At 69.5% G+C, this 21,675-nt stretch carries 25 protein-coding genes; 13 read left to right on the top strand and 12 right to left on the bottom strand.

Annotated elements, in window-relative coordinates; genetic code table 11:
* Nucleotides 1-5: 5 nt before the first annotated feature.
* Both AB0B64_RS03045 and AB0B64_RS03040 read right to left on the bottom strand, forming a co-directional pair.
* On the bottom strand, nt 6-218 hold the full coding sequence (locus AB0B64_RS03045) for a DUF397 domain-containing protein (protein ID WP_357947381.1): 213 nt from the start codon (nt 216-218) through the stop codon (nt 6-8).
* Nucleotides 206-1,033: a helix-turn-helix transcriptional regulator gene (locus tag AB0B64_RS03040; protein WP_358174244.1), complete on the bottom strand. Its 828-nt coding sequence runs from the start codon at nt 1,031-1,033 to the stop codon at nt 206-208. The genes AB0B64_RS03045 and AB0B64_RS03040 overlap by 13 nt, the downstream gene beginning before the upstream one ends.
* A 149-nt stretch (nt 1,034-1,182) precedes the next feature.
* On the opposite strand from AB0B64_RS03040, the gene AB0B64_RS03035 reads away from it, so the two are divergent.
* Nucleotides 1,183-1,659: an ATP-binding protein gene (locus AB0B64_RS03035; protein ID WP_357947387.1), complete on the top strand. Its 477-nt coding sequence runs from the start codon at nt 1,183-1,185 to the stop codon at nt 1,657-1,659.
* A gap of 18 nt (nt 1,660-1,677) precedes the next feature.
* Here the strand turns inward: AB0B64_RS03035 and AB0B64_RS03030 are convergent, their stop codons facing one another.
* Nucleotides 1,678-1,812, bottom strand: a complete 135-nt coding sequence (locus AB0B64_RS03030; protein WP_357947390.1) for a hypothetical protein — start codon at nt 1,810-1,812, stop codon at nt 1,678-1,680.
* Between the two features lie 50 nt (nt 1,813-1,862).
* Between AB0B64_RS03030 and AB0B64_RS03025 the strand changes: the two genes are divergently transcribed.
* Together AB0B64_RS03025 and AB0B64_RS03020 are read left to right on the top strand one after the other, a co-directional pair.
* Nucleotides 1,863-2,141: a type II toxin-antitoxin system RelE/ParE family toxin gene (locus tag AB0B64_RS03025; RefSeq protein WP_357948133.1), complete on the top strand. Its 279-nt coding sequence runs from the start codon at nt 1,863-1,865 to the stop codon at nt 2,139-2,141.
* A gap of 51 nt (nt 2,142-2,192) precedes the next feature.
* A complete protein-coding gene (locus AB0B64_RS03020; protein WP_358174241.1) occupies nt 2,193-2,345 on the top strand; it encodes a hypothetical protein in 153 nt (50 codons plus the stop codon).
* Nucleotides 2,346-2,453: 108 nt separating this feature from the next.
* Here AB0B64_RS03020 and AB0B64_RS03015 read toward each other — a convergent pair whose 3' ends face one another.
* Both AB0B64_RS03015 and AB0B64_RS03010 read right to left on the bottom strand, forming a co-directional pair.
* Complete coding sequence (locus AB0B64_RS03015) at nt 2,454-3,131, bottom strand: NAD(P)H-binding protein (protein ID WP_357947396.1); 678 nt, start codon at nt 3,129-3,131, stop codon at nt 2,454-2,456.
* A gap of 181 nt (nt 3,132-3,312) precedes the next feature.
* Nucleotides 3,313-3,744, bottom strand: a complete 432-nt coding sequence (locus AB0B64_RS03010) for a VOC family protein (RefSeq protein ID WP_357947399.1) — start codon at nt 3,742-3,744, stop codon at nt 3,313-3,315.
* A 104-nt stretch (nt 3,745-3,848) separates the two neighbouring features.
* On the opposite strand from AB0B64_RS03010, the gene AB0B64_RS03005 reads away from it, so the two are divergent.
* The 4 genes from AB0B64_RS03005 to AB0B64_RS02990 all read left to right on the top strand — a co-directional run bounded on the left by AB0B64_RS03005 (nt 3,849) and on the right by AB0B64_RS02990 (nt 9,321).
* Nucleotides 3,849-4,559, top strand: a complete 711-nt coding sequence (locus tag AB0B64_RS03005) for a GntR family transcriptional regulator (RefSeq protein ID WP_357947402.1) — start codon at nt 3,849-3,851, stop codon at nt 4,557-4,559.
* A gap of 107 nt (nt 4,560-4,666) precedes the next feature.
* Nucleotides 4,667-6,061, top strand: coding sequence for an MFS transporter (locus tag AB0B64_RS03000; RefSeq protein ID WP_357947405.1), 1,395 nt, complete (start codon nt 4,667-4,669; stop codon nt 6,059-6,061).
* Between the two features lie 142 nt (nt 6,062-6,203).
* Nucleotides 6,204-8,720: a PEP/pyruvate-binding domain-containing protein gene (locus tag AB0B64_RS02995; protein ID WP_358174239.1), complete on the top strand. Its 2,517-nt coding sequence runs from the start codon at nt 6,204-6,206 to the stop codon at nt 8,718-8,720.
* A gap of 1 nt (nt 8,721) precedes the next feature.
* Nucleotides 8,722-9,321 carry a TetR/AcrR family transcriptional regulator gene (locus AB0B64_RS02990; protein WP_358174236.1) on the top strand — a complete coding sequence of 200 codons (600 nt, stop codon included), beginning with the start codon at nt 8,722-8,724 and terminating at the stop codon, nt 9,319-9,321.
* Nucleotides 9,322-9,407: 86 nt separating this feature from the next.
* Here the strand turns inward: AB0B64_RS02990 and AB0B64_RS02985 are convergent, their stop codons facing one another.
* Nucleotides 9,408-10,109, bottom strand: a complete 702-nt coding sequence (locus tag AB0B64_RS02985; protein WP_357947414.1) for a TetR/AcrR family transcriptional regulator — start codon at nt 10,107-10,109, stop codon at nt 9,408-9,410.
* A gap of 113 nt (nt 10,110-10,222) precedes the next feature.
* Here AB0B64_RS02985 and AB0B64_RS02980 point away from each other — a divergent pair, with 113 nt between their 5' ends.
* From AB0B64_RS02980 to AB0B64_RS02970, 3 genes are read left to right on the top strand one after another with little or no spacing between them, the layout of a single operon-like run.
* Nucleotides 10,223-10,576, top strand: coding sequence for a YrdB family protein (locus tag AB0B64_RS02980; RefSeq protein ID WP_357947417.1), 354 nt, complete (start codon nt 10,223-10,225; stop codon nt 10,574-10,576).
* Nucleotides 10,577-10,578: 2 nt separating this feature from the next.
* A complete protein-coding gene (locus AB0B64_RS02975; RefSeq protein ID WP_358174233.1) occupies nt 10,579-11,490 on the top strand; it encodes an NAD-dependent epimerase/dehydratase family protein in 912 nt (303 codons plus the stop codon).
* Nucleotides 11,487-12,374 carry a Gfo/Idh/MocA family oxidoreductase gene (locus AB0B64_RS02970; RefSeq protein WP_358174230.1) on the top strand — a complete coding sequence of 296 codons (888 nt, stop codon included), beginning with the start codon at nt 11,487-11,489 and terminating at the stop codon, nt 12,372-12,374. The genes AB0B64_RS02975 and AB0B64_RS02970 overlap by 4 nt, the downstream gene beginning before the upstream one ends.
* Nucleotides 12,375-12,419: 45 nt before the next feature.
* Here the strand turns inward: AB0B64_RS02970 and AB0B64_RS02965 are convergent, their stop codons facing one another.
* The 4 genes from AB0B64_RS02965 to AB0B64_RS02950 form a co-directional block, all read right to left on the bottom strand.
* Complete coding sequence (locus tag AB0B64_RS02965; RefSeq protein WP_358174227.1) at nt 12,420-13,235, bottom strand: hypothetical protein; 816 nt, start codon at nt 13,233-13,235, stop codon at nt 12,420-12,422.
* 61 nt (nt 13,236-13,296) lie between these two features.
* Nucleotides 13,297-14,304: an acetamidase/formamidase family protein gene (locus tag AB0B64_RS02960; RefSeq protein ID WP_357947428.1), complete on the bottom strand. Its 1,008-nt coding sequence runs from the start codon at nt 14,302-14,304 to the stop codon at nt 13,297-13,299.
* On the bottom strand, nt 14,301-15,668 hold the full coding sequence (locus tag AB0B64_RS02955; protein WP_357947431.1) for an APC family permease: 1,368 nt from the start codon (nt 15,666-15,668) through the stop codon (nt 14,301-14,303). The genes AB0B64_RS02960 and AB0B64_RS02955 overlap by 4 nt, the downstream gene beginning before the upstream one ends.
* 77 nt (nt 15,669-15,745) lie before the next feature.
* Nucleotides 15,746-16,387 carry a TetR/AcrR family transcriptional regulator gene (locus AB0B64_RS02950; RefSeq protein WP_358174224.1) on the bottom strand — a complete coding sequence of 214 codons (642 nt, stop codon included), beginning with the start codon at nt 16,385-16,387 and terminating at the stop codon, nt 15,746-15,748.
* 62 nt (nt 16,388-16,449) lie between these two features.
* Between AB0B64_RS02950 and AB0B64_RS02945 the strand changes: the two genes are divergently transcribed.
* Nucleotides 16,450-17,445: an MBL fold metallo-hydrolase gene (locus AB0B64_RS02945; protein ID WP_357947437.1), complete on the top strand. Its 996-nt coding sequence runs from the start codon at nt 16,450-16,452 to the stop codon at nt 17,443-17,445.
* A gap of 63 nt (nt 17,446-17,508) precedes the next feature.
* On the opposite strand, the gene AB0B64_RS02940 is transcribed toward AB0B64_RS02945, so the two are convergent.
* Together AB0B64_RS02940 and AB0B64_RS02935 are read right to left on the bottom strand one after the other, a co-directional pair.
* Nucleotides 17,509-17,751, bottom strand: coding sequence for a hypothetical protein (locus AB0B64_RS02940; protein WP_357947440.1), 243 nt, complete (start codon nt 17,749-17,751; stop codon nt 17,509-17,511).
* 78 nt (nt 17,752-17,829) lie between these two features.
* Nucleotides 17,830-19,107: a Glu/Leu/Phe/Val dehydrogenase gene (locus AB0B64_RS02935; protein ID WP_357947443.1), complete on the bottom strand. Its 1,278-nt coding sequence runs from the start codon at nt 19,105-19,107 to the stop codon at nt 17,830-17,832.
* A gap of 244 nt (nt 19,108-19,351) precedes the next feature.
* Here AB0B64_RS02935 and AB0B64_RS02930 point away from each other — a divergent pair, with 244 nt between their 5' ends.
* Nucleotides 19,352-20,899 carry an alkaline phosphatase D family protein gene (locus AB0B64_RS02930; RefSeq protein ID WP_358174221.1) on the top strand — a complete coding sequence of 516 codons (1,548 nt, stop codon included), beginning with the start codon at nt 19,352-19,354 and terminating at the stop codon, nt 20,897-20,899.
* A 21-nt stretch (nt 20,900-20,920) separates the two neighbouring features.
* Complete coding sequence (locus AB0B64_RS02925) at nt 20,921-21,652, top strand: class I SAM-dependent methyltransferase (RefSeq protein WP_358174218.1); 732 nt, start codon at nt 20,921-20,923, stop codon at nt 21,650-21,652.
* Nucleotides 21,653-21,675: the final 23 nt, after the last annotated feature.

Genomic DNA, 21,675 nt, shown 5'->3' with positions numbered 1-21,675 from the left:
CAGGGTCAGTCGAATTCGCCGTTCCTCACACCGCTGATGAAGGCGCTCCATTCGCCGGGGGTGAAGATCAGTGCGGGTCCGGTTGGGTTCTTGCTGTCGCGGATGCCTCGGTGTCCGCCGGACAGTTCGGCGACTTCGACGCAGTTGCCTCCGTCGCTTCCCGATCGGGTGGACTTGCGCCATGTAGCCGTGCTGAGTTCTTGGGTCAGCTCGTCCATCGCTGCGTTGCCTCCTTGATCACCTTCATGGACTCGCGCTGTGACAGTGCTTCGGCGCGAATGCCTTCATATCTGAATGTTAGAGCGCTGACGTCTTCTGGCCGCTCGGTTACCCGCCCCAAAATTCCGGCTGATTCGATGTAGGCGGTGTCAGGGGCGCCTTGCGTCTGGGCAATGGCGAACCCTCCCAGAAGCCCAGGTGTGGAATAGGCGTTGAGGCAGAGAATCTGAACAGTGATCCGGGGTGCCTGTGCGAGCTCGATAAGGTGGTTGAGCTGCGCAGACATCATGGCGGAGTTGCCGATGGGGCGATGCAAAATTCCTTCGTCGAGGACCACCCAGAGCATAGGAGGCTTGGCACGCCTGAGAATGCTCTGGCGCTCCATGCGAGCAGTGACCTGCTCGTCGATCTGCTCCGGTCCTGCGCCTGGTTCGCCGCTCAGGATGGCCCGGGCGTAGTCCTCGGTTTGAAACAAACCGGGGATCATCAACGGTTCCCATGCACGAATTGCCTCTGCCGTGGCTTCCACGTCGAGCCATGGGCGGAACCACGTGGGGGCCGCCGTGCGGCTGACCATTGGCCAGAGTCGCGTCAGTGCCCCGTCCGCCTCCAGCGCCTCGTCGCAGTATCGGGCGAACTCCTCCGAGGGTGACCGCTGTGCGGTCTCGATCATGCTGATGGTGCCGACGGAGTAGGGCACCGTCTTTGCGAGTCGGAGTTGGGACCAGCCTCGTGCTTTGCGGTGTCGCCGCAGTTCGAAGCCGAAGAGTGCGGTGGGGGAGTCCGAGGGGTATAGATCGCTTTCCTTTGGCATCTGACCTCCGGGGGATTTCATCGGCGTTTCAGCCAGTAGCCCAGCGGAACCGTTGATGACTGGTTGAAGTCAATCAGCTACTGACTGTAGCCAAGTCGGGGGATGGTTGGAAGGCCGATCGAGGCCGACTTCTTCGAGTGGGTGAAGCCATGAAAGCAGTGAGCGCGGAGCCGTGGATCATCGGTTCGATCCAGCTGGTGGGCATTCGCGAATCCGTCTCGCGCGCCCGCTCCGAAGTGCGCGGATGGCTCGGGGACGATCACCCGGCCGTGGATGACGTCGTACTGGCGGCGTCCGAGCTCGTGACGAACGCGCTCCGTCACTCCGACGCCAAGCCGTACGACCTCATCAGCGTTACCCTCACCGCGACGGAGGAGATGGTCTACCTGGAGGTGCGCGATCCTGGTTCCGCGTTCTCCGGGCCGCACATCCGGCTGGAGCCGGAGGCGGAAGACGGCCGCGGCCTGCTGATCGTCCGTGAGATCTCCCAGGACTGGGGGGTCCGCGAGCATGGCCGCGGGCTGGGCCGTTCCGTCTGGTGCGCCATTCGATCGGCTCCTCCATCCACTGGTCCGTCCGCTCCCGAACCGGTCTCGGATTCGGCTGGCGTACGTGGCCCCGGCTGATCGCGCAGCCGGCCAGGGTCAGGCGGCTCCGCCTTCTCGTGGAGGGGGAGTGGCGGAGACGCCGTAGAAACGTCCGGCCAGGATCATCCCCCGTAGCTCCAGGCCGGCCGGGCCCCCGATGAGCGCGCTCAGCCCACCCTCATCGGGGGCCATCTCCATCGCTTTGGGCGGCCCTCGTGCCGTAGGCCGTACCGGCTCGATGGATCAGGCGGGGGCAGCTAGTCCGGCCAGTTTCAGGGCGCTACTCGAAGCACTTGCGCGGCAAGGTGCGTGAGCTACGGCTGGCGCTGTCGCGCCGCCGGGTGCGCATCACCTACTGGTTGGCCCCTGGGCGCCGGGTTGTGTTGCTGACGACGTTCTACAAGACCAGGCGCAAAGAGACGCCGCAGATCGACCGAGCGGAGCGGGCGCAGATCGTCTGCGAGAGTGGTCATGGTCCGGCGCGTCAGGCGTACCACAGAGAGTTCAAGGAGGATCTGTGAGGCGGGCACAGTAAGTGGCGGACGACCCGGCATCGCCGCCTCGCCGGTGAAGTGAACGACCCCGAGTACGCCAGGCTTTACGAAGAGGCGGAAGCCGAGCAGCGACTTGGCCAGCTTGTCTACGACCGGCGCGTTGTTCTTGGCCTGTCGCAGGCGGAGCTGGCCAAGTCGCTGCTCGGCTTCCTTCCTCACCAAGCTGGATGAGTCGGGCCCGCCTGACGCGCACGCGGCCGGGCCGCCCGCATAGGAGCCGCTCTTGGTGGGCAACGCAGGGCGAGGGAGGCCACCCAATGGCTGCCGTGCCGAACATCGTCAGGCGGGTCTGTCCTGGCCGGTTGCGTGGTGCAGGAGGTGGGCGACCGCGTCGGAGACGGGTGTGTCGCCGGTGGTGAGCTCGACGATGACGCGGTTCAAGGCCGGTTCGTGCAGGGCCGCGTCGATGAAGGCGGCCACGTCGTCGCGGGGCACCTTGCCGTACTCGATCGCCGGTCCAGCCGTGACCCGGCCGGTGCCGGGCTCGTCGAGGAGGGTGCCGGGGCGGATGATGAGCCAGTCGAGGCCGGTACGGGCGAGATAGACGTCGGCTGTCTTCTTGACCTTGATGTAGTGCTCGAAGCCCTCGTTGGGCTCGCCGCCACGCAGCGCGTCGGGAAACACCGACACGAGGACGAAGCGCGACACACCGGCGCGGGCGGCTGCGTCCGCGGCCTTCTCCAGGCCCTTGCCGTCGATCGCGGTAGTGAGGTCCATGCCGGTGCCGTGTGCGCCGGCCGAGAACACGACCGCGTCATGTGCGCTCATCTTGGTCGCCAGGTCGTCCATGGTGTCGGCGATGAGGTCGCCGGTCAGCGGGGTGGCGCCGGAACTGCGCACGGTATCGGCCTGGGCGGGGTTGCGGAACATCCCCGTCACCGTGTCGCCGCGGGCGGTCAGCAGGCGGGCCAGCCGGTTCCCCACGCCGCCGGCGGCGCCGATCAGGAACACCTTCATGATCATCCTTTCGAGAGGTGTTTTCTTTCAGGTGGATGGCAGTACGGCGGAACACCCGCCGAGGGGGCGTGATGGCTGTCGCTGCAATCCCCTAGAAGGACACCATGCGGCAACCCGTGACTCTCCGTGCGCCGTCGGTCCTGCCACGACATGCGGAGTGGCAGGCAGGCAGTACGTACGGTCAGGCAGCGAAGACCTGGGCGTCGTCGGCGAACGCCTTGAACTCCAGGGCGTTGCCGGCCGGGTCGAGCAGAAACATCGTCCATTGTTCGCCGGCCTGCCCGGCGAAGCGCACATAGGGCTCGATCACGAACGGGACGCCTGCGGTACGGAGCCGGTCGGCCAGCGTGTGGAAGTCCCCGATCGTGAGGATCAGGCCGAAGTGCGGCACCGGGACGTCGTGGCCGTCGACCGGGTTGTGGATCTGCTGGGTTCGGGCCGGCGCCAGGTGGGTGACGAACTGGTGGCCGTACATGTTCCAGTCGATCCAGGTTTCGGCGCTGCGGCCGTGCCGCAGGCCGAGTACCTCGCCGTAGAAGCGGCGGGCGGCCGTCAGGTCGTCGACCGGCATGGCCAGGTGGAAGCGCGGGATCGGGGAGTTCAACACGCTCATGACGGGTGGGCCTTTCTACCAAAGGAGGAAATGTCCTAATGTTGACATTACGTCACTGCGCGGAAGTTGTTAACATTGAGACAATCAGCGGAGGGCAAAGGGTCATGGGGGAACAGAGCACAGTGGCTCCCGCTCGTCGTCGAGGGCTGGCCGACGAGGTCGCCGATCGCGTACGGGAGGCCATCTTCGGCGGCGTGTACGCCCCTGGGGCCCAGCTGCGCGAGGTCGAACTGTCCCAGGCGCTGGACGTGAGCCGTGGCCCGGTCCGCGAGGCGCTGCTCCTGCTGGAGCGCGAGGGTCTGGTCCGCAGCCAGTGGCATCGCGGCGCCACAGTGATCACCCTGTCCCCGCAGGACATCGCCGAACTGGACAGCCTGCGCGGCGCGCTTGAGCACCTGGCCGTGCAGCGGGTGGTCGGCCACGCATCCGAAGAGGACCTTGCCAAGATCGACAAGGTGGTCGACGGCATGGGGCGCGCGGTGGACGCGCACGCGATGGTCCGCTGCGACCTCGCGTTCCACGACGCCGTCTACGACGCCGCCCACCACCGGCGCCTGAGTGAAGCCTGGCAGGCGATCCGCTCACAGATCCACCTGTTCCTGCTGACCCGGATCGGCCGCAGTTCCGACGGCTATCTCGAGCACATCGCGGACGAACACCGCCTGCTCGCGGATACCCTGCGTGCCGGCGACGCTGACGCCGCCTTGAAGCTGTTCGCCGCGCACCGTCACCATGCGGCCCAAGTGCTCACCGCTCACGACCTCCCGCCGGGGCAGGAGGATCAGGGCGTTGTGGGGTCCACGGCGAAGCGGTAGCGCACATCGCTCTTCAGTACGCGCTCGCGGTTGTTAGTGAACGTTGCGTTTCTATGAGGTGAATCGTATGCTCCTTAGAGAACGTTTCGTTCTCTAAGGAGCTTGCCATGGGCCTCGTGCTGCCGGGTCTGCTGCTGGCGATGCTGCTGGGCGCGCTCGACCAGACGATCATGGCGCCCGCTCTGCCCGCCGTGGCGGGGAGTCTCGGCGGGCTGGATCAGATGCCGGCGGTGATCAGCGCCTACCTGGTCGCCGCGACCGTCGTGATGCCCCTGTACGGCAAGCTCGGCGACCGGTACGGGCGCAAGCCGATGATGCAGGCGGCGATCGTCATCTTCGTCACCGGCGCCGTGCTGTGCTCGGTGGCCGCGTCGATGCCGCAGTTCATCGCGTTCCGTGCGGTGCAGGGCATCGGTGGTGGCGGGCTGATGATCGGGGCACAGGCGATCATCGGCGAGGTCGTCAGTCCGCGTGAGCGTGGTCGCTATCTGGGTCTGATCGGTGCCGCGTACGTGGTCGCCGCGGTCGGTGGACCGCTGCTGGGCGGGTTCTTCATCGACCGGCTCAGCTGGCGGTGGATCTTCGCGATCTACCCGCCGCTCGGGCTGCTCGCCCTGGTCGTGCTGACGGCGACCTTGCGGCTCCCCAAGCCCGAGCTCACGGTCGAGAATCGCGCGCCGATCGACTTCGCCGGTGCGGTCACGTTGGCGGTCGCCGTGGTCGGCGTGGTCATGCTGGGACAGACCAGGAACCTGGCCTTCCTCGCCCTGGCCGTCGCGGGCGGGGCGGCGTGGCTGGTGAGCGCCCGGTACGCCGCCGATCCGATCCTGCCGCTGCGTCTGTTCCGCGACCGCGCCTTCGCCGTGCCCGTGGCGATCAGCCTGCTCATCGGATTCACCCTGTTCGGGACCATCGCGTACATGCCCGCCTACCTGCAGATCGCCCTGCGCTCCACCGCCACGCAGGCGGGCCTGCTGGTGACCGCGCTCATGGGGGGCGTGCTGACCACCACCATCGTCTCCGGCAGGCTCATCACCAGGACGGGGCGCTACAAGCCGTACCCGGTGGCGGGCACGGCGATGACGGCGGCCGGGCTGGCGCTGCTCGGGATCGTGGGCGACCGCGGGGGAGCGGTGGCGATCGCCGCCGTGATGCTGCTGATGGGGCTCGGCGTCGGGCTGGTCATGCAGGTCATGGTGCTGGCCACGCAGAACGCCGTCGACTACGCCGACCTCGGCACCGCGACCTCGGCGGTGACGTTCACGCGGCAGATCGGCGCCTCGGCCGGGGTCGCGCTGGTAGGGGCGCTGATCACCTGGAGGTCCGGCATCACCGCCACGGAGGCGGCCGACCTGCCCGGCAGCGTGCGGGACGCCTTCGCCACGGCCGTGCCACCGGTGTTCGCGGCCATGGCGCCGCTGCTCGCGGTGGCGTTCGTCCTCGCGTTTGCGCTGCCGGCGCGACCGCTCCGCACCACCGCCTACGCCGAGGAGAACCAGTGACAGTCGAGGAGAGCCGGTGAACAGCCGAGGCGGACCGAGCGACGGTCGAGGAGAGCCGGTGAACAGCCGAAGAGAACCAAGTGAAAGACGGCCAGGAGCAAGTGAAAGGCGGCGAGTACCGAGTGAAAGCCGGGGAGGGCCAGTGAAACTCGTAGCACCCCTGAACGCCTTCGGCCGCGGCGACCTGGCTCTGGCCGGCGGCAAAGGCGCCAACCTGGGCGAGCTCGTCAAGAACGGTTTTCCCGTCCCGGGCGGCTTCGTCGTGACCACCGCCGCCTACGACCTGGTCGCCGACGGGCACGACACCCGTACGTACTTCGAGAACGTGGAGATCCCCCCGGACCTGCACGAGGCGATCACCGGCGCCTACGCCGAGCTCGGCGGCGGGCCCGTGGCGGTACGGTCCAGCGCCACCGCGGAGGATCTGCCGGGGGCGGCGTTCGCCGGGCAGCAGGACACCTACCTCAACATCGTGGGCGCGGAGGCGGTGGTCGACGCGGTCCGCCGGTGCTGGGGCTCGCTCTGGACCGAGCGGGCCGTCGCCTACCGCGAGAAGCGGGGTGTCGACACGGCCGAGGTGCGCATCGCGGTGGTGGTGCAGCGCATGGTCCAGTCGGAGGCGGCCGGCGTGCTGTTCACCGCGAACCCGGTCACCGGCGACCGTACGCAGATCGTCGTGGACGCGAGCAGCGGGCTCGGCGAGGCCGTCGTCTCGGGACTCGTCACGCCCGACCACTACGTGCTCGACGCCTCGGGGCGAGTCGCCTCCTTCACACCGGGCCGTCGCGAGGTGGTCATCCGCGGTACGGCCGGCGGCGGCGTCGTACACGAGACCGGAGACCCCGCCACCGGCGAGGCGCTGCCCCGCGCGGCGCTCGCTGAGCTGGCCCGGCTGGCGAGCGAGGTCGCGGCTCGGTTCGGCCGCCCGCAGGACATCGAGTGGGCGTACGCGGGCGGCCGGGTGAGCCTGGTCCAGGCCCGTCCCATGACCGCGCTCCCGCCGGCGCCGGTGGGGCCGCTCAACCCTGTCCAGCGCAAGGTCGGCAGCGTTCTGCTGGAGTATCTGCCCGTACGCCCCTATCCGATCGATATGACAACCTGGCTGCCGTACGGTCCGGCGGGCATGATGGCCGAGGTCGCGGCGGCCTTTGGCATCAAGGGGGTGTTCGAGGACTTCCTGCAGGAGGAGGACGGTGTCGTCTACCGGTTGGTGCCCCGCTCTCCGCGTGTGACAGCCGGTCTGCTGGCAATCCCGTTCCGGCTCGTTCGGCGGGCCAGGCACTACGATCCCGCCCGGTGGACGGAGGATCCGCGCTTCCAGACCTTCCTTGCCGCGAACCGCGAGCTGGCGGCCCGTTACCTGGCCTCGATGTCTTGGCCGGAGCTGATTCGGGTGCCCAGACAGGCACTGGACCTGGTCCGGCCGGTGACGGACCTGCGCACCGACTACCTGCCTGGCACGGGGCTCGCCCTGTTGCGGCTGCTGGTGGCGGTCAAGTTGTTGCGGCGTGGCGCGCTGTTCGGCGAGCTGATGACCGGCGCGCGTACTCGTACCTCCGACGCCAACCAGGCGCTGGAGGAGCTGGCCGAGGAGGCCCGGGCGACCGGAGCGCTCGACGCGGATCCGATGCCCTCCGGCTTCGCCGCGAAGCTACGCGACTTCCTCGCCGAATACGGGCACCGGGAGACGGTGACTCCGATTCTGGTCACCCCGCCGACCTGGGGCGAGGCCCCGGAAATCGTCCTCGGAACGATCAGGGTGCTCGCGGCCAAGCCGCCCACTCCCGTGACCGCCGCGACCACCGCAGACGGGGCGGCCGCAGACGGGGCGGCCACGGACAGGGCGGCGGCGGAAGCGAGCGGGGCGTTCGAGCGGCTGCTCCGGCACCCCCTGCTGGGGGCCGGGCGCCGGAGGGCCCGGGTCGTGCGCTGGGTCGAGGCGGCTCGCGCGGGTCACGCGTTCCGCGAGGACAGCCACTTCTACTTCACGCTGCCGCTGCCCATTCTGCGCCGGTCGCTGTTGGAGATCGGGGCCCGGCTGCGCGACGCGGCCGTGCTCCAGCGGCCCGAGGACGTCTTCCACCTGCGGTTGGAGGAGCTGGAGTCGATCAAGGGCCTGGCTGGCTCCGATGAGTGCCTCGACGGGCTGCGGGCGGCCGTGCAGCAGCGGGCGGCCAAGCGGGAGGAGCTCTCGGGTGTGCGGCTCATCGACCCGCGGGCGATCTTCCCCGTCCGCGACGCGGGCGACGCGATCGTGACCGGGACGCCCGCGGGCGGCGGCAGTGCCACCGGGCCGGTCAAGGTCATCCGGGATCCGGCCGAGTTCGGCAGCCTGACGAGCGGGGACGTGCTCGTCTGCCCCTACACCAACCCGTCGTGGACCCCGCTGTTCCAGCGTGCGGCGGCCGTCGTCGTCGACACCGGGAGCGCCGCCTCGCACGCCGCGATCGTCGCCAGGGAGTACGGCATCCCGGCCGTCATGGGTACGGCCGGAGGCACGTCCACGCTGGTCGACGGGCAGGTGGTGACCGTCGACGGGGACGCGGGCACCGTCGTCATCGCCCACTTGAGCGGGGACGCGGACCCCGCGGGCTCGGGCGGGGATGCGGTCGCCCCGGTCTCAGATGACGGCGTGGGCACGGTCACCGCGGCCTCATAGGATGCCTGTCATGGTCACCGACCACCGTAAGCTGCCCCGTCGGCGCGGCGAGGCGCTCAACGTCGCCATCTATCAGGCGACCCTCGCCGAACTCGCCGAGGTCGGCTACGCCCGGCTGACCATGGAGCGCGTCGCTGAGCGGGCCAAGGCCAGTAAGGCCTCGCTCTACCGGCGCTGGCCAACCCGCATCGAGCTGGTCATGGACGCCGTCTATCACGTACTGCCCGACGCGCTGTCCGTCCCCGACACGGGCAGCCTGCGCGGCGACATACTGGCGGCGTTGCGGCGGACGGCCGAGGCGCTGGCCGGTCCCGCGGGTGAGGCGATGCGCGGGCTGCTCAGCGAGGCGCTGGGCGACGAGTCGCGGGCCGCGACGTTCCGGGAGCACTCGCAGGGCACCGGCAGGCGGCTGATGCGGGAGATCGTCCGCCGGGCGGTCGAGCGCGGCGAGGTCGCCCCCGAGGACGTGACCCCGCGCCGGCTCGACGCCGGTCAGGCGCTGCTCCGGCAGCATTTCCTCTTCCAGGGCCTGCCCATCCCGGACGAGCTTCTCATGCAGATCGCTGACGAGGTCATGGTCCCGCTCTTCACCCGAGCCTGAGCCCGGCGGGCGGGCAGGCGGGCAGGCGGGCAGGCGGGCAGGCAAAGCGTTCACCCAGGCCTGGCTCCGGCAGGCAAACAGAGCGTTCACGCGGGCTTGAGGCCCAGCAGCGCGCCCAACGTCCGCACCGATTGCTCGAAGCTCCCACGCCTGTCGTCGATCGTGTTCTCGAACTGGCCGAACACCTCGAAGTTGACCCAGCCGTACAGGCCGGTCCACGCGGTGAGGCCACGGAAGATCAGGTCGTCGGGGACCCCGGGCATGATCTGGCGCAGGTTCGCCGCGTCCGCCGACAGCGTGGCAGGGGCGGGCCGGGCGAGGTCGGGTGGGGTCAGCGCGCCCGCGTCGTACGCCTGCGCGGTGATCCGGCCGAACACCGCCACATCGCGCAGCCTGGCCGTGATCGTCTCCTCCGGCGCCTGGTAGCCGGGCACGGGGGAGCCGTACAACAGCGTGTACTCGTGCGGATGGGCCAGCGCCCAGTCACGTACGGCATGGCAGACGGCCAGCCAGCGCCCCGCGAAGTCGCCGGGCGGGCTGTCCTCGTCGGCGCGCTCCACCGCCGCGCCGAGCGCGTTGTAGCCGTCGATGATCAGGGCGGTCAGCAGGTCATCGCGGCTGGGGAAATAGCGGTAGATGGCCGACGAGACCATGCCCATCTCGCGGGCCACCGCGCGCAGGGAGAGGCCGCCCGCGCCCTCGGTGGCCAGCTGGCGACGGGCGATGTCGGTGATCTCCTTGGTCAGCTCGGCCCTGACACGTTCTCTCGCGGTACGGCTCGCAGTCATGTCCCGACCATATCAGAGCACTGAGAAAAAACGAGAGCACCGCTCTTGACGACTGTCGCTCTCATGAGAGAGCATTGCTCTCGTAAGCGAACGGCAGTCACGCGGAGGTTGAGATGCTGAGCATCGCCAAGGGAGCCAACCTGGCTCTGATGTTCTTCCTGGAGCTGGGTGTCCTGGTCTCCGTGGGGTACTGGGGCTTCACGGTGAGCCCCAACTGGGCGATCAAGCTCCTCGCCGGGCTCGGCGGGATGGCGCTGTTCATCGGCGCCTGGGCCCTGTTCGGTGCGGGCGGCGGCGCCAACGCCACGTTCCCGCTGACCGGCCTGGCCAGGGTCGCCCTGGAGATCCTCTGGTTCGGCGGCGGCGCCCTGGCGCTCTACGCCGCGGGCCGGGTCGCACCGGCCGCCGTCTTCGCGGCGCTCTTCGTCCTCAACGCGGTCCTCCGCATCGTCTGGAAGCAGGTCTGATCATGGGTAAGCACGTCGTCGTAGGTTCCGGCCAGGTCGGTACGCATCTGGCCACCAAGCTCCTGGCTCAGGGGCACGAGGTCACCGTGGTGACCCGCTCGGGCAGCGGCCCCGCCGGGGTCCACAAGGTGGCGGCCGACGTCGCCGACAGGGCACGGCTGACGGAGGTCGCCAAGGGCGCCGACGTCCTGTACAACTGCGTCAACCCGCAATACCACCGCTGGCTGACCGACTGGCCGCCGATGGCGGAGTCGTTCCTCGGCGCCGCGGAGGCCACGGGCGCGGTGCTGGTCATCCTGGGCAACCTCTACCCCTACGGCCCGGTCAAGGGTCCGATGACCGAGGACCTGCCGCTCGCCTCGGCCACCCCGAAGGCTCAGGTGCGGGCGAAGATCTGGAACGACGCGCTGGCCGCGCACAAGGCGGGCCGGATCCGGACGACCGAGGTGCGCGGCTCCGACTACTTCGGCCCCGGCGCCACCGACCAGTCGCATCTGGGCGGGCGGTTCCTCGTGCCGTTCAGGGCGGGCAAGACCATCCAGCTGGTGTTCCCGGCCGACGTTCCGCACAGCTGGACGTACCTGCCCGATGTGGCCGACGCGCTGATCGTCGCGGGCACGGACGAGCGGGCCTGGGGGCGGCCGTGGCACGTGCCCACCAGCGACCCGCTCAGCTTCCGCCAGGTCGGTGAGCGGATGGCGGCCATCGAGGGGCGGCCCGCGCCCAAGCTGGCCACGCTGCCGTGGCCGCTGGTCCAGGCGATGGGTCTGTTCTCGCCGATGGTCAGGGAGTTGAAGCACGTCCGCTACCAGTTCACCGCGCCGTACGTGCTCGACTCCTCGGCCTTCCAGCGGACGTTCGGTGTCGCGCCCACGCCTGTCGACGAGGCGCTCGCGGCTACGCTCGAGGCGTGAAAACAGCCATGATCGGCCTGGGCGACATCGCGGAGAAGGCGTACCTGCCCGTACTCGCCGCCCAGCCGGGCCTCGACCTGCACCTCTGCACGCGCAACAGCAAGACCCTGGACCGGCTCGGCGATACCTACCGGATCGCCGCCCGGTCCACGTCGGTGGACGACGTGATCAAGAGCGGGGTCGAGGTCGCGTTCGTGCACGCCGCCACCGGGGCTCACCGCGAGATCGTCGAGCCGCTGCTCGACGCCGGGGCGCACGTCTACGTGGACAAGCCGATCGCCGACAACCTGGCCGACTGCGAGGCTCTCGTACGGCTGGCGAAGGCGAAGAGACGCTCGCTGATGGTCGGCTTCAACCGCCGGTACGCCCCCGGATACACCGGACTTCTCGCCCTCCCTCGGCACCTCATTGTGCTGGCGAAGAACCGCGAAACATACCCCGACGTGCCCCGCCGGGCGATATTTGATGACTTCATTCATGTGGTCGACACGCTCCGCTTCCTCGCGCCCGGCGAGGTCACCGGCACCCGGATCAGGACCCGCGTCCAGGACGCACTGATCGAGCACATCGTGCTGGAGCTGTCCGGCGACGGCTTCACCGCCATCGGCCTGATGAACCGGGTCAGCGGCGCCACGGAGGAGACCTGCGAGGTCATGGGCGACGGCGTCAAGCGCCGGGTGGTCAACCTGGGTGACGTGATCGACTACGCGGGCGGCGAGACGCTCACCAGGCGGCCCGACTGGGTCCCGGTCGCCCGGCAGCGCGGCATCGAGCGCATCTGCCTGGAGTTCCTCGCCGCGGTCCGCGACGGCCGCACGATCAGCGCGGACGACGCGCTGATCAGCCACGCGATCTGCGAGGACATCGTCGCGAACGCCTCATGACCGGCCCGGGCCACCGTGACGAGCGCGCCCTGTGCCGGGCCGCCGTCACAAGCTCTGCCTGTGGCGCATCCAGGTGTCGGCGCCGGCCAGCAGTCGGCTGAACGGCCGGCCGCCGAGCCGGGCCAGCACGGTGAACCCGCCCGCGTCGCTCATCGGGCTGGAGGACGACACGACACCCGCCACCTCCTCCCCGTACACGGCCGGACCGCCGCTGCCGCCCGACGGGGCGTGACAGTTCTGGGTCACCAGCACACCCGGCCCCTGTGCGGTGGCCTCTTTGGCGTCCCCCACGCAGTGGTACATCCGGGTGCCGGGATACCGCCGCCCCGCCGGGTAACCGAGCAGGTCGAGCCCGCGCAGCGACGTACCCCTGCGGGTGGCCAGTGTGCGCAGCCCGGGCCCGGTCGTGTCCTCCAGCGTGCCGCCGCGCCGCATGACCCCGACCAGCCCGACGTCGTACGGCAGCAGCTCGGCGGAGTACGGCCGGCCCCGCCACTGATCGGGCACCCAGGTCCGCACGGCCGGCCAGACGCCGAACGGCGGCCGCCCCTGGTCGAAGCCCGGCAGGAAGACCACCTGCCGCAGCGGCCGGCCATCGTGGTAGAGGCAGTGCGCGGCCGTCAGCACCAGGCTGCGGCTGCGGGACCTGATCACGGTGCCCCCGCACAGCACGGTCGTACGGGTGGCCGGATCACGCCCGAGCAGCACCCCGATGAGCCGTTGGACGCCGGTGTAGGGGCGGGGGACCAGTGCGTACCCCAGGCGGTCGCCGTCCGGTGTCAGCACCCTGCGCGGGGGCACCGATCGCTGGGGCACCTCCGCGAGGCCGGTCGGATCGAGCAGGGCCAGAGAGAGCACCATCCTGAGCACCTGTACACTCTAGGCCGATGATCATCAGTGCTCTGACCTGCGACATGAAGGTTTACCTAACCGTGTACTGGGCGCCTAGGGCGCGCAGCCGCGAGTGCGCCGAATCGTAGGCGGCCGGGGTGCCGAGGTAGGACTTGGGAAGTTTGGCGACCATCGTGTAGTTGGTGTCGCACACATTTCCCACCGGTGCCTGCCCGCCCTGGCTGACCAGCTGGTAGGCGTCGAGCGTGTCGAGCCCGGTCAGCGCCGACGTCCAGGTGACCAGGTCGTGCTGGCTGATGCGGTAGGCGTCCTCCAGCGGCCGGGCCGATCCGGTGGACATCAGATGCAGATCATCCTCCAGCCGCGGCCAGGGCGTCGCCACCCCCTTGATCAGCTCGACCGCCACGACCGTGTTCATGGCGGCCTCGACCGCGGTGCCGCACACCTCGCCGTGGCCCTGCCGGCCGTGGCCGTCGCCGATGGAGAACAGGCCGCCCGCCACGTTGACGCCCAGGTAGACGGTGACGCCGGCGCGCAGCTCGGGGGTGTCCATGTTGCCGCCGTGCGCGTCGGGTGTGATCGTCATCCGCGACTCGTTCGCGGCGGGCGCGACGCCGACCGTGCCGTGCATCGGGTCGAGCGGCAGCTCCACGCTGAAGTCGCTGTTGCGGGCGTGGTAGACGGCGACGCCCTTGGCGGTGTCGAGGTCGTAGCGCCAGACCCGCTCCTCCAGCGGCGGCTGCAGCATGGCGGTGGTGTGCGTGCCGGTCAGCGCTCCGAAGTGCGGGAACGTGGTGGAGACCGCCCAGTCCCTCGCCGGCGTGATCGAGACGAAGTGCAACGCCAGCGTGTCGCCGGGCTCGGCGCCCGTCACGTGGAAGGGGCCGGTGACGGGGTTCAGGTAGGGGAACTCGCACACTCGCGACGGCAGGTCGTCGACCGTGCGGACCCGGCCGCCGAAGCAGTCCTCGGTGAACAGTTCGAGGATCGTGCCCGGCGTCACCTTGCCCACCGGGGCGCGCCCGCCGAAGGTGTAACCGAACTCCTCCGGAGAGGGACGATAGGAGACGACGTTCACGAGACCTCCGAGGGCAGGACGGGCTTGCGGCCCAGGACATAGAGCGCGATCGTGGCGAGCAGCCCGATGCCGAGCCAGATGAAGCCGAGCCGCTGGGCCGCGACGTTGGCATTGATGACGACGAGGACCAGCACGGCGAAGCCGGCCACCGGCACGACGAGGTGCGCCAGCCAGCGGCGGCTGCGCCGCCGCACCACGTAGTGCACCACGACGGCCACGTGCAGCAGCAGGAACGCGGTCATCGCGCCGAAGTTGACCATGGTGCTGAGCAGGTCGATGCCCTTGTCGTAGAGGCTCATGCCGACACCGAGCAGCAGCGAGACGACCGCGACCGCGAACGTGGCGTTCACCGGCACCTTGTGCTTGGGGTCGATACGGGCCAGGAACGACGGTAACTGCCGGTCCCGCGCCATCGCGAACAGCAGCCGCGAGGTGGCCGCCTGCGCGACCAGCGAGTTGGCGAAACCCCAGGCGATGGCCGTCGCGACCGCGCACAACACACCCAGCCAGGCGCCACCGGCGTACGAGGCCAGGTCGTAGAAGGCATTGCCCAGCTGGGCCCCCGGGGCCAGGAGGGCGGCCCGGTCGGGCACGAGCAGGGCCGCGACCCAGGTCTGCACCACGAACAGCACCGCGGCCAGCGCCAGCGCGGCCACCATGGACCGGCCCAGCCGCCGCGCGTCCTCGCGGTTCTCCTCGGCCAGCGTCGAGATGCCGTCGAAGCCGAGGAACGACAGCACCGCCACCGAGGCCGCCCCGAACACCAGCGTCCAGGAGAAGCTCGAGGAGTCGTAAAGAGGAGTCAGTGCGCCCGTCGTGGCCTTGCCCTGCGCCAGCGCGATGCCGCCGACGACCAGGAAGATCGCCAGCACGAGCAGCTCGGCCACCAGCATGATCCGGGTGATGCGCGCCGTCATCTGGATGCCGAAATAGTTCACCACGGTGTTGAGCAGCACGAAGGCGACGAGCCACAGCCACACCGGCACCGCCGGCACGAACGAGTTCATGGCCGTGCTCGCCACCAGGTAGAGCAGTGCCGGGACCAGCAGGTAGTCGAGCAGGATCGCCCACCCGGCCATGAACCCGACGGGCGGCGCGATGCCGCGGCCCGCATAGGTGTAGACCGAGCCGGCCATCGGGAAGGCCCTGGCCATCTGCGCGTACGACAGCCCGCTGAACGCCATCGCGACCAGCCCGATCATGTAGGCGAGAGCCACCATCCCACCGGACAGGGCGAAGACGTTGCCGAAGATGCCGAACGGCGCGATCGGCACCATGAAGATCAAGCCGTAGATCATCAGATCCGCGAAGCCCAGGGAACGCTGAAGCTCCTGGCGGTAGCCGAACTGCTCGACGCTGCTCATGGACGGCTCCTTGACGCAGGGGGCAATTCGCACGGTAGATCCAAAACCTCCTGCTGAACAGGCCGCGGGCGGCCCGATCAGGGTGTGATCGCGCGGGCGAACAGGGCGGCGTGCGCCGTCATCCGCCGCCGGGCCAGCTCGCGCTGCTCCGGCGTGGCCCCGTCGTGCAGCCACAGCACGCGGGCGTGCGCTATCGGGCCCAGCAGCGAGTACGCGAGATCGTCCGGCGACCCCAGATCGTCGCGCACCCGCCCCTCGGCCAGCCACCGGGCGAACACCTCCGCCAGCCCGGCCAGCGCCCGCTCGATGCCCAGGCCGAGCATCTCGTCGTGAATCAGCCCGTCGCGGGAGACCAGGCTGATGCTCTGCCTGGCCTGAGGTGTGTCCCAGGCGGCCAGCACGCGGTCGGCGAACGCGCGGACGAACTCCGCCGGGTCGTCGCCAGGGCCCTCGTCGCCCAGGGCGACCAGTGCCACCTGCGGCCCGGCCAGGGACATCGCCGCCTCGTAGATCGCCTGCTTGCCGGGGAAGTGCGCGTACAGGACGCTCTCGCTCAGCCCCACCTCGCGGGCGATCGCCCTGATCGAGGTGCCCGCGTAGCCGTACCGCGCGAACAGCCGCAACGCGGCGTCGAGCAGGGCGGCCTTGGTGTCTCCGGCCTCGGCCTTGGGCGGGCGGCCCGGACCGCGCCGGCCTGTCGTCGTCTCCACAAGGGCCATCCAATCACTTGTAAAATAATCGAGTGTTCTATTATTTTAGCAGCAGCCGAGAGGAGCAGAAGATGTCCAAGTCCAGAATTCCGGAACGCGAGATCGCCGAGCGGCCCGAGGGATACGGCGGGCCCAACCTGTCACCGGTCGGCCTGGAGCTGGCTCCGCACGCCTTCGCCGACGGTGTGTACGCGCTGATGGCCGGCATCCCGCCCAAGGACAACAACGGCCTCATCGCCGGCCGCGACGCCGCGCTGGTGGTCGACGCGGGCATCACGCCCGCGATCTCCCACCAGATCCAGCGGCTCGCCGCCGAGCTGACGGCCAAGCCCGTGCGCTACCTGGTCAACACCACGTATCACGGCGACCACACGTTCGGGAACGCGGCGTTCCCCGCCGAGGTGGTCATCCTCTCGTCGCGGCGGAACAAGAGCGAGATGTCCGACCTCGCGTACGAGAAGGAGATCAGGTCCGCCAACATGTACGGCGACGGCGGGCTGCTCGACGAGGTGAGCCGGTGGCGCACCCCGGACGTGGTGTTCGACTCCTACGCCGAGATCGATCTGGGCGGACGGCTGGTCCAGCTCCACCACTTCGGCCCGGGCAACGGCCCCGGCGACACCGTCGTGTACGTCCCCGACACCCGCACCGCGTGGACCGGCAACTTCCTCTGCCACGCGGGCACCGCTCACATGCTGTTGCAGGGCGGACCCGAGCCCTACCTGGCCTCACTGCGCCGGATGCGCGAGGCGCTGCCCGACCTGGACACGATCGTGCCGGGTCACGGGCCGATGGGTGACGGGCACGCGGCCATCGACGCGCTCGTCGGCTACCTGGAGGTGCTCCACGACGAGGTCGCCGCGAGCGTGGCGGCCGGGCGGAGCCTGGAGGAGACGTTCGCCGCCTGCTCGAACCCGTGGGCGGAGCGGCTGGACCCGGCGCTGTCGGCGGCGCTCACGGCCTACGCGGTGCCACGGGAACTGGCCCAGGCCGGCATGCTTCAGCTCTGCCGTGACCTGCACCGGCTGAACATCCTGGCCACCTACCGCCTCTATGAGGGTCGGTGACCGCCCTGGTATCGATCTCTGTGATGGTCTGTGGTGGCTGATGTCCTTATGGGAGGTACCCCGTTATGGCTGGGGTTCCTTCGGGGGTGAGGGAGAAGGTCCGTTGTCGCTGGTGTCCCTCTGAGGGGTTTGGTCCTGATCGCTCCAGATGAGCAGGGCGACGCCGGCTGCCGCGACCGCGAGGTACACGGGGGTCGGGATGTCGAACAACCTGTGCAGCAGGCCCCATTCGGTGTCGAAGAAGACTCGCGCCACGAATCCGCCCAACCCCTGAATGACCGCGATCACTCCCAGAAATCCCCTCATGCCTCCACCATGGCGAGTCGGTGGAGGCACGGGCATCGAACCTAGGGCTACGGCAGGGGGCTACTAAAGTTCAGGCCGTCACGGGTAGAGGCCGCGCATCTGGTGTGCCTCCGCCACCCGGCCGACGCCGATGACGTGCGCCGCCTGCCGCAGGGTGAGGTCGCGGGCCGTGGCCAGCGAACGCACCTCGGCGTAGGCGCCCTCCATCAGGTCGCGCAGCTTCAGCTCCACCTCGCCGCCGCTCCAGGAGTAGGCCTGCATGTTCTGCACCCACTCCAGGTACGACACGATCACCCCGCCCGCGTTGGCCAGGATGTCGGGCACCACGATCGTGCCGTTGGCGGCCAGGATCTCATCCGCCTCCGGCGTGGTGGGCCCGTTGGCGCCCTCCACGATCAGGCGGGCGCGGATCCGCGGCGCGTTCTCGGCGGTGATCGCCCCCTCCAGGGCCGCGGGCACCAGCACGTCCACGTCCAGCTCGAACAGCTCGGCGTGGTCCAGGGCGTCCGCGTGGCGGTAGCCGGACACGCCGCCCGACTCGGCGGCCCAGGCGCGCAGGTCGGCGATGTCGAGCCCGCCGGGGGCGTACACCGCGCCCGTCGCGTCGGACACGGCGACCACCGTGCAGCCGGCGTCGGAGAGGTATTGCGCGGCCGGGGCGCCCACCTTGCCGAACCCCTGTACGGCCACCGTCACGCCCTCGGGCGAGCGGCCGAGCGCGCACATGGCGGCGATCTGGACGCCGCGCGAGGTCGAGCCGGTCCGGCCGAGCGAGCCGCCCAGCGTCAGCGGCTTACCGGTGACCACGCCGGGCACCGAGTAGCCGGTGTTGACGCTGTAGGTGTCCATGATCCAGGCCATGGTCTGCTCGTCGGTGCCGACATCGGGGGCCGGGATGTCCTTCTCCGGGCCGATCATCGGCAGGATCTCGTTGACGTAGCGGCGGGTCACGCGCTCCAGCTCGCGCTGGGTGAGCTCGGTCGGGTCCACGGCCACGCCGCCCTTGGCGCCGCCGTACGGGATGCCGACCAGCGCGCACTTCCACGTCATCCACATCGCCAGCGCGGTGACCTCATGGATGTCGGTGCTCGGGTGGAAGCGGAGGCCGCCCTTGGCGGGCCCGCGTGAGACGTTGTGCTGGACCCGGAAGCCCTGGACGACGTCCATGCGCCCGTCCTCGCGGCGCACGGGGACCGAGACGGTCAGCGAGCGGCGCGGTGTGGCGAGCATCGTGCGGAGCCCGGCGTCGAGCCGGAGATGTTCGGCGGCTTGGTCCAGCTGGTGGAGAGCCGAATCGAGGGCCTGGCGGCCAGGTGTGATCAGGGCCGGCGTCCTTGACGGCACCATGACGGTCATGGAAGGGAGTCCTCCTGTTGTCTACGCCCGGTACGTAAGACAGGCGCCATTGCCTGCCTTGTTTGGGCGTTCGTGTCACGATCATCCTAGAGCGCGGCGTTTATCGCCGCCTACGGTTTTCGGATTGCCGTATCCAAGGCGATCTGCTGTCATCAATTACATGCGCTGAGCGGGATGCTGCAAACGCGCCACTCTGGCAGGCTTGCCCCGGCAAGTGTGCCGAACTGTCGAATCTGGGGGACTGATGCCCGCACTGGTCGTCGGGCCCATGCTGCGTTACGTCGATTCAGCCAGCGCCTCGATCTGGGTGGAGGTCGGCGAACCCGGCGTGGTCACCGTGGAGGCCGCGGGCCGGGCCTTCACCTCGTCCACGTTCACCGTCCACGGACACCACTACGCGATCGTCGATCTGCTCGGCCTGACCGAGGACGTCGACTCGTACGTGGTCAAGATAGGGGAAGAGCGGGTCTGGCCGCTGGAAGGCTGGCCACCCAGCCGGATCAGGTTGTTCCCGGCGGAGGGGCCGAGCCGGCTGGCGTTCGGTTCCTGCCGCACGAGCGTGCCTCACGACGGCACGTACGTCCTGACCCACGGCGAGGACGTGCTGCGCACCTATGGCTCGCACCTCAAGGACGCCGGCCCCGAGGAGTGGCCGGATCTGCTGCTGCTCCTCGGCGACCAGGTCTACGCCGACAACCCGTCGCCCGAGATGCTGGAGTTCATCGCCGCGCGCAGGAACAGCGAGCCGCAGAAGGAGATCGCCGACTTCGAGGAGTACGCCGAGCTCTACCGCCAAGCGTGGACCGAGCCGGAGATCCGGTGGGCGCTGTCCACCGTGCCCACCGCGATGATCTTCGATGACCATGACCTGCGCGACGACTGGAACACCTCACAGACGTGGCGCGAGCAGATGGCCGCGACCTCCTGGTGGAAGCGCCGGGTGATCGCCGGGCTCGGCGCCTACTGGGTCTACCAGCACCTCGGCAACCTGTCGCCGGCCGAGCGGGCGGACGACGCGCTGCTGGCCGGCCTGCTGAAGGGCGAGGGCGGCGACGCGCTCGACGCCTTCGCCGAGCGGGCCGACGCCGACCCGAGCAGCAATCGGTGGAGCTACTCCCGCGAACTCGGCGACACCCGCCTGATCATGGTCGACACCCGGTGCGCCAGGCAGCTGACTCCGGGCGACCGGCGGATGCTCGACCCGGTCGAGTGGGCCTGGCTGCGGGAGGAGGTCGCCAAGCCCGCCGAGCGGCTGGTCATCGGCTCGTCGATCCCGTTCCTGCTGCCCGAGGGCGTCCACTTCGTACAGAACTGGAACGAGGCGCTCTGCGACGGCAAGTGGGGCCGGTTAGTCGCGCGGCTCTCGGAGCGGTTCCGGCAGGCGATCGACCTGGAGCACTGGGCGGCCTTCCGCCGCTCGTTCGAGGACCTGGCCCGGCTGCTGGTCGAGGTCGGCAAGCCGGTGCTGCTCCTGTCCGGCGACGTGCACTACTCCTACCTGGCCAAGGTCAACGGCCGGCCGATCTACCAGGTCGTCTGCTCGCCGATCCGCAACCCGCTCAGCCCGGTGCTGCGCTGGGCCAACGTGTTCAGCCAGTTCGGCCTGGCCACGCTGGTCGGCGGGCTGCTGGCGCGGCTGGCCCGCATTCCGCGCCCGCCGTTCCGCTGGGAGGTCATCGCCGGGCCGTGGTTCCAGAACGCCGTGGCCACGCTGACGCTGCCCGGCGAACTGGACTGGTACGAATCATCCGGTGACGCGGTCAAGCACATCGATTCTGTACGGATTCCGTGAAAACGGTTATCGTTGGCTTTTGTGTACCATGACCAGTACTCCGTCGCCGTGCCCTTCTACGACCTGTGGCACGAGGACGGGCACGTCCCGGAAGTACGCCGGCTCCTCCCGCCGCTGCTCAGCGGCATCGGTCGGAGCATCATGGAGATCGGAGCCGGCACCGGCCTGATCACCGAGCTGATCGCGTGGGAGACGCCGGCGGAGATCTATGCCGTCGAACCGTCGCTCGGCATGCGCTCGGTCCTGGTCTCCCGCCTGGCCGAGCGCGCCGACCTGCTGTCCCGCGTGACCGTCCTGCCGTGCGGCGCGCTCGACGTGGAGGTCGACGAGCCGGTCGAGGCCATCGTGATGATCTCGGTCCTGCACGGGTTCGACGCCGCCGAGCGGGAGCGGCTCTGGGAGGTCCTGGCCAGGCAGCTCGAACCCGGCGGGCTGCTGGTGTTCAACCACCGCGAACCGCCTCCCGCCGTCCCGGGCGAGCTCGAGCGCATGGGGTCGTACCAGGTCGGCAGGCACACGTACGAGATCTGGGGACAGGTGCTGGAGACGGCGGGCGAGACCGTCAGGTGGCGCTTCCTCTACCAGATCAGGCAGCGTGGGGTGCTGATCAGTGAGGACGAGGTGGTGAGCGTCAGCCATCGGCCCGGCAGGGAGCGGCTCGAAGCCGAGCTCGACGCGGCCGGCTTCACGGCCCAGCGGGCTTCAGAGGGCCTCCTGGCGTGGCGCCTCAATGGCGGATCGGCGTGGAAATAGCGTGAAATAGGTGGAACCGAGGT

This window comes from Nonomuraea sp. NPDC049129 (genome assembly GCF_040648495.1).
Lineage (GTDB): Bacteria > Actinomycetota > Actinomycetes > Streptosporangiales > Streptosporangiaceae > Nonomuraea.
The sequence above is the reverse complement of the archived record's forward strand: the minus strand, read 5'-3'. Positions and strand labels throughout refer to the sequence as shown.